At 70.5% G+C, this 9,226-nt stretch carries 8 protein-coding genes; 4 read left to right on the forward strand and 4 right to left on the reverse strand.

Translation table 11 applies throughout. The features are described 5' to 3' along the window. On the forward strand, window positions 1-1,449 hold a 1,449-nt coding region (locus F3J18_RS33400; RefSeq protein WP_166916380.1), incomplete at its 5' end, for a cobalamin biosynthesis protein CobT. Window positions 1,450-1,855: 406 nt separating this feature from the next. After that, complete coding sequence (locus tag F3J18_RS33405; protein ID WP_166916382.1) at window positions 1,856-2,140, forward strand: hypothetical protein; 285 nt, start codon at window positions 1,856-1,858, stop codon at window positions 2,138-2,140. A gap of 149 nt (window positions 2,141-2,289) precedes the next feature. Here F3J18_RS33405 and F3J18_RS33410 read toward each other — a convergent pair whose 3' ends face one another. The 3 genes from F3J18_RS33410 to F3J18_RS33420 all read right to left on the reverse strand — a co-directional run bounded on the left by F3J18_RS33410 (window position 2,290) and on the right by F3J18_RS33420 (window position 5,480). Continuing rightward, entirely contained in the window at window positions 2,290-3,552 is a 1,263-nt protein-coding gene (locus F3J18_RS33410) for a Zn-dependent hydrolase (RefSeq protein WP_166916384.1), read from the reverse strand. Next, the gene (locus tag F3J18_RS33415) at window positions 3,542-4,090 is read right to left on the reverse strand and encodes an L-2-amino-thiazoline-4-carboxylic acid hydrolase (protein ID WP_166916386.1); all 549 of its coding nucleotides are present in this window, start codon (window positions 4,088-4,090) and stop codon (window positions 3,542-3,544) included. Before F3J18_RS33415 ends, F3J18_RS33410 begins: the two co-directional genes overlap by 11 nt. A 187-nt stretch (window positions 4,091-4,277) precedes the next feature. After that, complete coding sequence (locus F3J18_RS33420) at window positions 4,278-5,480, reverse strand: branched-chain amino acid ABC transporter substrate-binding protein (RefSeq protein ID WP_166916388.1); 1,203 nt, start codon at window positions 5,478-5,480, stop codon at window positions 4,278-4,280. Window positions 5,481-5,660: 180 nt separating this feature from the next. Here F3J18_RS33420 and F3J18_RS33425 point away from each other — a divergent pair, with 180 nt between their 5' ends. Continuing rightward, window positions 5,661-6,602, forward strand: coding sequence for a LysR substrate-binding domain-containing protein (locus tag F3J18_RS33425; protein ID WP_025100688.1), 942 nt, complete (start codon window positions 5,661-5,663; stop codon window positions 6,600-6,602). A gap of 175 nt (window positions 6,603-6,777) precedes the next feature. Here F3J18_RS33425 and F3J18_RS33430 read toward each other — a convergent pair whose 3' ends face one another. Then, window positions 6,778-7,653, reverse strand: a complete 876-nt coding sequence (locus F3J18_RS33430) for an alpha/beta hydrolase (protein WP_166916390.1) — start codon at window positions 7,651-7,653, stop codon at window positions 6,778-6,780. A gap of 545 nt (window positions 7,654-8,198) precedes the next feature. Here F3J18_RS33430 and F3J18_RS33435 point away from each other — a divergent pair. After that, window positions 8,199-9,226: nitrite/sulfite reductase (locus F3J18_RS33435; protein ID WP_240156481.1), on the forward strand; the 1,028-nt coding region annotated here is incomplete at its 3' end.

Here is a 9,226-nt window from a genome sequence, read left to right on the forward strand (position 1 = left end):
GCGCTGGACGCGCGGTTGCCCGGCGCCGCGGCGCTGCTGGCGCGCCAGCGCGAGGCGGCCGCGCGCGAGATCGCCCGGCGCTGGCCGAAGCTGAACTGGCGCGAACGCTTCGTCTGGCGCGTCGGACGCGCGCTGCGCGGCGAGGCGGTACCGCTCACCGAACGCGTCGACTCGATCGAGGCCACGCTCGGCGCCAGCACCGAGCTGATCGCGGCCGCGCGAGCCTCGCGCTCGACGGCCGAGAGCATCGCCGCGGCCGGCCGCATCGTCGAGCGCGTGCGCCAGCTCGCGCGCGGCGAGGCCAACAACATGATGATCACGGTCGATCGCGAGACCTCGCTGGACGCGCCCGCCACCGCCACCGAGATCGATCCCGACCGGGACTTCGACGCGGCCGGCCCGCCCGATGCGCGCAGCAGCAGCACCGAGCCTTCCGGCGCAGCGACGCTGGCCGATTCGGCCTCCTCGGCCGACGACCAGGCCGCCGGCGACAGCGCCGCGCCGCCGCCCCGGCCGCGCGCCGAGCTCGCGCCGGGCCGCTCGCTCCCGATCACCACCGCCTTCGATACCGTCACCGACCTCACCGGCGCCGGCGACGCCAGCGCCTGGCGCAAGCTGCGCGGCGCGGCACGCGCGCAGACCACGCGCCTCAAGGCGCAACTCGAACGCGCGCTGGAAGCCGACGAGCACCTGCACTGGCGCGCCGAGCAGGAGCGCGGCGAACTCGACCGGCGCGCGCTGGCGCGGCTGGCCACCTTGCCGGGCTACCGCACGCCGTTCCGCACGCGGCGCGTGATGTCGGGGCGCGACACGGCGGTCACCCTGCTGATCGACCGCAGCGGCTCGATGGCGGGCCGCAAGATCGAGCTGGCGAGGCTCTGCGCGGCGGCGCTGTGCGATGCGCTGATGCAGCTCGGCTTCGCCTGCGAGGCGCTCGGCTACAGCTCGGTCGACGATCCCGCGATGCGCGCCTGGCGCGACCGCTGGCTGGCGCAGGGCCACTCGCCGCGCGGCTACAACCGTTTCGTCGAGCGGCTCGACCTGGAGATCTACAAGCGCTTCGATTCGGACAATCCCAGCGGGCTGGCCCGCATCGACTGCGGCCACGAGAATCCCGACGGCGAGGCGCTGGGCTGGGCCGCCGAGCGCCTGCTCGCCCGCCGCGCCCGGCGGCGCATCCTGATGGTGTTGTCCGACGGCTACCCGGCCACCGGCGACGGCGACCCCGCCCTGCTGCGCGCCGACCTGCGCGCGCGCATCGCCGAGATCGGCGCGCGCGGCGTCGAATTGATCGGCGTCGGCATCCTCGACGACGCGGTCGAGACCTTCTACCCGACCAGCACCGTGGTCGAGCGGCTGCCGGACCTGCCGGCGGTCGCCTTCGAGACGCTGGGGCGGGCCCTGCTCGGCGAACGCGGGCGCGCCGCCTGGTCGGCCGGCTTCGCCTGAGCGAACTTCGGTGCCAGGCGACTGCACGACATGGCGCGACGAAGCCCCGTCGCCGCGCCCAGGGCCGGCATGGCGGCACGCGCCGCTCATGGCCATCTCGCGGCAAGCCGCCTCGACATGGCGCCGATCCGGTGCCCGACCCTCGAACGCTCCCCGCTCGATCGCGTCACGCTGGTTGACAAGCCCGTTCGCCCGAAACCCGCGCGAAACCCCGGCCAGCCAAGCCCGCCGGACCTGTCGCGGACTTCACCGTCCATCCCGATCGCCCGGCTTCGTCGCCCATTGTTCACACAACGGAAACGAACTGTTCGGCAAGCCGGCGATGATCGGATCGACGAATTCGCGGATACTTCCGCCATTCCCCGTGCAGCGCCCCGCGCTGCCGCTACCCAGCAAAGAACCCGCCATGTCTGCCAGAACCCCGTTCGTCGTCATGATCGCGGCCTGCCTGACGCTATGGCTCGGTGCATGCTCGAGCGTGTCCGAAGTCAGCGCGACCGACAAGCCGCACGTCTATACCGTCAACACCAGCGCCCACGGCGCCGTGCTGTCCTGGGCCGCCGCCCATCGCAAGGCGGTCAGCACCGCCGACGCCTATTGCGCGCAGCAAGGCATGCGCGCCAGCCCCGGCTTCGAGCACGTCTCCGAGCGCGAGGCCAAGCTCACCTTCGAGTGCCATCCGACGCTGTAAACGAAGAAGAGCCGGCTGCTCGCGCGTGCCGGCCCCTCGTTTCAAGCTCGCTGTCTTCGCCGCTGGTCCCGCCCGGGCAAGGTTTCCCGATCGATGCCCGGATCGCGGCAATCCGCGAGGCATCGACCGGCTCGCCCGAGCCGGCGGCTTCACACCCCGTCCGTCACCGGCTCCATCGCGCTGGCCAGCACCGCGTGCAGCAGCACGTTGGCGCCGGCTTCGGCCCAGGCGGGCGTGATCGCCTCGGCCTCGTTGTGGCTGAGCCCGTCGATGCAGGGCACGAAGATCATGCCGGTCGGCGCCACCCGCGCCAGGTAACAGGCATCGTGCCCCGCGCCCGAGACGATGTCCTGGTGCGACAGGCCGAGCCCCGCCGCCGCCTCGCGAACCGCCTCGATGCAGCGCGGCGCGAACGGCACCGGCGCGTAGTCGAAGATCTGCTCGAGGCGCGCGCCCAGCCCGCTCTCGCCGGCGAGGCGCGCCACTTCCGCGCGCAGCTCGGCATCCATCTCGGCCAGCACCGCCGCGTCGGGATGGCGGAATTCCACCGTGAAGAAGCATTCGCCCGGCACCGTGTTGCGCGAGTTCGGCCGCGCCTCGATCATGCCGACCGTGGCACGCGCATCCGGCGCGCGGCGCCGGCCCAGCGCGTCGACGAAGCCGATCACGCGTGCCGCGCCGACCAGCGCATCGCGGCGCGCGTCCATCGGCGTGGTGCCCGCATGCGCGTCCACGCCGCTGAAGCTCAGCTCGTACCAGCGCTGCCCCTGCCCCGCCGTGACCACGCCGATGGTGGTACCGGCGCGCTCCAGGATCGGCCCCTGCTCGATATGCAGTTCATAGGCGGCATGCACGGCATGGCCGCCGACGGGCGCCTCGCCCGCGTAGCCGATCGCGGCCAGCGCCTCGCCGAGGGTGGTGCCCTGCCGGTCCGCGCGCGACAGCCCGTAGTCGAGCGTGAACACGCCGGCGAACACGCCCGAGGCGACCATCGCCGGCGCGAAGCGCGAACCTTCCTCGTTGGTCCAGAGCACCACTTCGACGGGCCGCTCGGTCTCGATGCCGGCGTCGTTCAGCGCGCGCACCACCTCCAGCCCGCCGAGCACGCCGTAGATGCCGTCGTAGCGGCCGCCGGTCGGCTGCGTGTCGGCGTGCGAGCCCGTCATCACCGGCGCCGCGCCGACCACGCGCCCGGCGCGGCGCGCGAACACGTTGCCCATCCGATCGACGCGGATCGTGCAGCCCGCCTCGCGCGCCCAGGCCACGAACAGGTCGCGCGATTCGCGATCGAGCTCGCTCAGCGCGAGCCGGCAGACGCCGCCCTTGGGCGTCGCGCCGATCTCGGCCATCCGGTCGAGCGAATCCCACAGACGCGCGCCGTCGACGCGCAGGCTCCCGACATCATTCGTCATGCTTGCTCTCCTGGTCGCCGGCAGCCGGGTTCTCGCCTCGCATTCGATAACGGAAATCGCAGCGCTTGCCGCCCTGCATGATGGTGCTGGTGCGCGTCAGCGCCACGCGCGGATCGTAGCCGCGGATGAAGTATTCGTCGCGCGCGCAACTGAGCAGGTGGCCGATCTCGCCGAGCCCCATCGCGTGATACATCTCCGCGTAGGCGCAGCGATGCACGTCGTAGTCGTAATGCCCGGCATCCTCGCGCCGCACCTCGACGTCCAGCGCGTCGTCCTTCTCCCACAGCACCTGCAGGGCAACGAAGGAGGCGATGCTGGTGCCGCCGGGCTCCTGCGCGGCGAAGGACTGGCCGGCATCGACGGCCGCGCCGCGGATCGCCTCGGCGATCACGGCCTGCGCGCGCTCGATGCCGAACTCGCGCTTCATGATCTCGTAGATCGGCTTGATGATTTCCGCCTCGATCCTGCGTCGCGCGAGGATGCCCAGGCGATGGTCGGCCGCGTCGCTCGGCGCGGCCGATGGGTTCGGCTCGGTCATGGGAACTCCTGACTGGGGGTGATTCGTTATTTGTGTTCGATCCGGATATCGCGGGTGCCGCCTGCGCGCCGCCGGGAACACGGCGCGCCCGAATCCGCTGCGATCCGGCATGGCAAACGCGAACGGGCAGCCGCCGATCCTCGATCGGCCGCCGCCCGTTCGCCTTCATGCCAGCTTCATGCCGTGCTCAGTGCGCGGCTGGCGTGCCGGCGCCGGAGCCGCCGCCGAGCACGTCCACCACGTTCCACTTGCCGCCCTGCACGCGATAGATCGTGTAGGCCGGATCCTTCAGGTTGCCCTGCTCGTCGAAGGCGATGCGGCCCGTCACGCCCTGGCGGTCGACCTTGTGCAGCGCCGTCACCAGCTTGGCCGGATCGGTCGACTTGCTCTGCTCGGCCACGGCGATCAGGGTCGCGGCGGCGTCGTAGGCGAACGGCGCGTGCAGCTCGATCGGCGCGTGATAGCGCGCGCGGTACTGCGCGTCGAAGGCCGGGCCGCCCGGCATCTTCGCCAGCGGCCGGCCCGGTTCGAGCGCGGTCACGCCCTCGCCGTCCTTGCCGGCCAGCGACAGGAAGGTCTGGCTGACGAAGCCGCCCGCGCCGAGCAGGGTCGCGTCGATGCCGAGCTGGTGCATGCGGCGCGCGATCGGCGCGGCCTGCGCGTCGAGCCCGCCGAAGAACACCAGGTCCGGGCGCTTGCTCTTGATGGCGGTCAGCACGCCGCTGAAATCGGTGGTCTTGTCGGTGACGTACTGGCGATCGACGATCGTGCCGCCGTTCGCCTCGACGCCCTTCACGAACTGGTCGGCCAGCCCCGAGCCGAACGAGGTGCGATCGTCGAGCACGGCGATGCGCCGGGCGTGCAGCGTCTTCACCGCGTAGGCGCCGGTATAGGCGCCGCCCGTGTCGTCGTGGCCCATGATGCGGAAGGCGGTGGCGTAACCCTGCTGCGTGTACTGGTGCCCCGTCGAGGCCGGCGCGATCTCGGGGATGCCGGCGTCGCGATAGACGCGCGCGGCCGGCACGCTGCAGCCGGTGTTCCAGTGGCCCACCACGCCGATCACATGCTGCTCGACCAGGTCCTGCGCGACCGTCACGGCCGTGCGCGGATCCGACTGATCGTCGACGGCCACCAGCTTGTAGACCACCGGCTTGCCGTTGATGGTGGGATGGCGGCGGTTCGCATCGTCGAGCGCGAGCTGCGCGCCGTTCTGCAGATCCTTGCCGATCCGCGCCGAGGGGCCGGTCAGCGGCGCGGCCAGGCCGATCAGCACGGTTTGCGGCGCATCGGCGGCCTGGGCGGCACGGGCGGCCGGCGCGGCGAACCACAGCGCGAGCGCCGCGGCGGAGACGGCGAACGCTGCGCCGGCGAGGGGGACGGTTTTCTTCATGGGAAAGGTAGCGTGTGGCGGACGATTAAAACATGAAAAATACTAAATAGTCACACCCTGACCGGCAAATATCCTTTGATTGAATACTTATGCGAACCAGGCCATATCGCCTAAAACTCTTTACCTACAAGGGATTTGAGCATTTTGCCGGCTCCAGGATTATTCGATAGAATTCAAAACATGAAAAATATCGAACAATTGCCGAACGATCCGCCGCTGCGCGCGGTACGCGCCTTCGAGGCCTTCGCGCGGCTGGGCTCGGTCACGGCGGCGGCGGCCGAGCTCGACATCACGCCCTCGGCGGTCAGCCACCAGCTGCAACTGCTGGACGCCTTCATCCTCACGCCGCTCACGGTGCGCGAGGGACGCACGCTGGCGCTGACCGACGAGGGCCGCGACTACTACCGCTCGATCAGCGCGGCGTTCTCGGTGCTGCGCAGCGCGACCGGCTTCGTGCGCGATCGCTCCTCGCTGCGGCAGATCACCATCAGCCTGATCCCGCTGTTCGGCATCGGCTGGTTCGTGCCGCGCCTGCATCGCTTCCTCGACCAGAACACCGATGTCGACGTCAACGTGCGCTACGCGAACCACCGCAACTATCGCAGCGACGCCTCGGATCTATCCATCCGCTTCGGTGCCGGCGCCGCCGACTGGCCCGGCTACCGCTGCGAGAAGCTGCTGCCCGGCGCGATGGTGCCGGTCTGCCATCCGGCGTTCCGGCGCCGCTTCGGGCCCTTGCGCAAGCCGGCCGACCTGGCGACGGTGCCGCTGGTGCACGACGAGGACCGCAGCACCTGGGTCAACTGGCTGCGCAATGCCGGCGTGCGCAACGTGCCGCCGGTGGTGGGGCCGATGTTCGAGGACGGGCAATTGACGCTGAGCGCGATCCGCGCCGGGCTCGGCGCGGGGCTGATGCGCGCGCCGCTGATCGAGGCCGAGCTGGCCGGCGGCGAGCTGGTGCAGTTGTTCGACACCGCGCTCGACGACGGCCGCGACTACTACCTCTGCACGCGCGACGACCTGGACCTGCCCGACGGCGCGCGGCGGCTGGCGCAATGGCTGCGGGTGACGGCGGCCGAATCGATGCGGCGGCTGGCGGCGGCAGCGGCCACGCAACGCTGAGCGGCGAAGGCAGGCCAGGAAGGGAGAAAGGAAAACGGCGGCGAGCTGGACGCTCGCCGCCGTCGTGCCCGTCGTGCATTAGGCCGGTCAGGCCCGGCGATCAATCGCGCCGGCCGGGATCGATGGCCGATCCGAAGCCCGGGCCGGCCATCGAGAGCACCGGCCCGCAGCCGCCTCAGCGATCGCCGAGGAAGTGCTCGACCGCGAAATTGAAGGCCTCGGGATCCTGCAGCATCGCGAAGTGGCTGGTGTTCGGCAGGATCTGCAGGCCCGCGCCGGGAATCGTCGCGGCGATGTACTCGGTGTGCTCGCGCTTGATCGCCTCGTCGTGGTCGCCGTCCATCACCAGCACCGGCGTCCTGATCGACTTCAGTTGCTCGTCGCTCCAGTTCGGCTGCGAGGCCCACATATGGCTGATCTGCTCGACGAAGGCATCGTATTCCTTCGGCGTGGGCGACAGGCGGCGGTACTCGTCGCCGCCGCGCTTGATGAAGGCGGCGAAGGTCGGGTTCTTCTCGACATCGGGCATCACGCCGTCGGTCTTGGTGTTCGCCGCGAAGGCCACCACCTTGCCGACCCGGTCGGGATGGCGGATCGCCATGTCGATGCCGATGATGGCGCCGTCGCTCCAGCCCACGATATCGGCGCGCGGCAGCTTCAGCTTGTCCATCAGCGCGACCACGTCGTCGGTCATCAGGTCGTAGCCGAAGGGCTGCTCGTTGCGCGAGCTGCGGCCGTGGCCGCGGCTGTCGAGCACGATCACCTTGTGGTGCTTCATCAGCGACTTGACCTGGTAGCCGAAATAATCGGAATTCGACAGGCCGCCATGCACCAGGATCACCGGCGAACCATGGCCGATGGTGGCGTAGTAGAGACGGATGCCGTTGACCTCGGCGATGCCGTGCTGCTCGCCCGCCACCGGCGCCGGGGTGGGCGGCAGCGTCTGCCAGCGCGGCTCGGCCGCCTGCGCGTGGGCGAGGGTGAAGGCCGCGACGGCGCCGAGGACGAATCGTTGCAGATGCAGCCAGCTGCGGTTCTGGAAGAGGGACATGGCGGAAGGCTTCGCGCTCGAAATGGGAAAACCATTATAGGAGCGGATGCGCCGGCATCTCTCACGAAATATCAGCAGACAGACATGTCCGTCGCATCATCGCATCCCCGAGGCTGCTCAGGAATGCGATGCAATGCGTGGGCGGCACGAGCGGCACGAGCGGCGCGATGTGTCCATCGTCCGCGGCAATGAGGGCTCCGGCACCCAGGTGTCGGAGCGGTTGCCTGCCGCGCCACAGGCATGCGGCCGCAAGCTCTGCGGGTTTAGGGGTGATGACCCGGGCACTCGCGCAGTAATCCCGGCACGGCACCGGACGAAGGGGCGACACGGTGCCGTGCTCTGGAACGGATCATCGCGTGCCCCGCGCCACGCGTACAGCAGCAGCCGGAACCAAAACGAGCGCAGCAGTTCGGGGCGCGCCCACGCGTCGCGAACCATCGCAACTGCTGCGCCGTTTCGCGCGCGATCTGCTGCTTGTCCGGGCGCGGCGCGCCACGTAAGGTCGGCGCTTCAGGGCGCGCCAGCCCCGCTCTCCCCCACTCATCATGTATCGATACACCGAATTCGACCGCGCCTTCGTGCGCAGCCGCGCCGCGCAATTCCGCGACCAGCTCGAACGCTGGCAGGACGGCCGGCTCGACGAGGAAGCGTTCCGCCCGCTGCGCCTGCAGAACGGCTGGTACGTGCAGCGCCACGCGCCGATGCTGCGCGTGGCCGTGCCCTATGGCGAGCTGTCGAGCGCCCAGCTGCGCGTGCTGGCCCGCATCGCGCGCGACTACGACGTGCCCGAGCCCGAGGTCTACCGGCGAGCGCTCGACGCGCAGCGCGCGCTCGGCACCACGCGCCTGCCGACGCGCCATGCGCACTTCACCACGCGCACCAACGTGCAGTTCAACTGGATCCCGCTCGCGCGTGCCGCCGATGTGATGGACCTGCTCGCCACGGTCGACATGCACGGCATCCAGACCAGCGGCAACTGCATCCGCAACATCTCCTGCGATGAGCGCGCCGGCGTCGCGCCCGACGAGATCGCCGATCCGCGCCCGTTCGCCGAGATCATGCGGCAGTGGACCACCCTGCATCCCGAGTTCGCCTTCCTGCCGCGCAAGTTCAAGATCGCCATCACGGGCGCGGCCGAGGATCGCGCCGCCACCGCCTGGCACGACGTCGGGCTGCGGCTGGTGCACGACGCGCGCGGCGAGCTGGGCTTTCGCGTCACGGCCGGCGGCGGCATGGGCCGCACGCCGCTGATCGGCACGCTGATGCGCGAGTTCCTGCCCTGGCGGCAGATCATGAACTACATCGAGGCGATCGTGCGCGTGTACAACCAGTACGGCCGTCGCGACAACAAGTACAAGGCGCGCATCAAGATCCTGGTGAAGGCCGAGGGGCAGCGCTTCATCGACGAGGTGGAAGCCGAGTTCCGGCAGATCGTCGAGCACGACGGCGGCCCGCACACGATTCCCGAGGCCGAGCTGGCGCGCGTGCAGGCCTCGTTCGTCACGCCCGCCTCGCTGGCGCGGCGCGCCGCCGATCCGGACGCGGCCGCGCGGCTGGCCGAGGCGGCCGCGCG

Origin of the sequence: Burkholderia sp. Ax-1720 (assembly GCF_011753035.1) — a bacterium.
In the GTDB taxonomy this organism is placed as follows: domain Bacteria; phylum Pseudomonadota; class Gammaproteobacteria; order Burkholderiales; family Burkholderiaceae; genus Burkholderia; species Burkholderia gladioli.

Coding starts and splice junctions, on each gene's coding strand:
- F3J18_RS33425 (WP_025100688.1), top strand. CDS start 5,661: ATGAAAAATATCGAACAATTGCCGAACGATCCGCCGCTGCGCGCGGTA.
- F3J18_RS33405 (WP_166916382.1), top strand. CDS start 1,856: ATGTCTGCCAGAACCCCGTTCGTCGTCATGATCGCGGCCTGCCTGACG.
- F3J18_RS33415 (WP_166916386.1), bottom strand. CDS start 4,090: ATGACCGAGCCGAACCCATCGGCCGCGCCGAGCGACGCGGCCGACCAT.
- F3J18_RS33430 (WP_166916390.1), bottom strand. CDS start 7,653: ATGTCCCTCTTCCAGAACCGCAGCTGGCTGCATCTGCAACGATTCGTC.
- F3J18_RS33410 (WP_166916384.1), bottom strand. CDS start 3,552: ATGACGAATGATGTCGGGAGCCTGCGCGTCGACGGCGCGCGTCTGTGG.
- F3J18_RS33420 (WP_166916388.1), bottom strand. CDS start 5,480: ATGAAGAAAACCGTCCCCCTCGCCGGCGCAGCGTTCGCCGTCTCCGCC.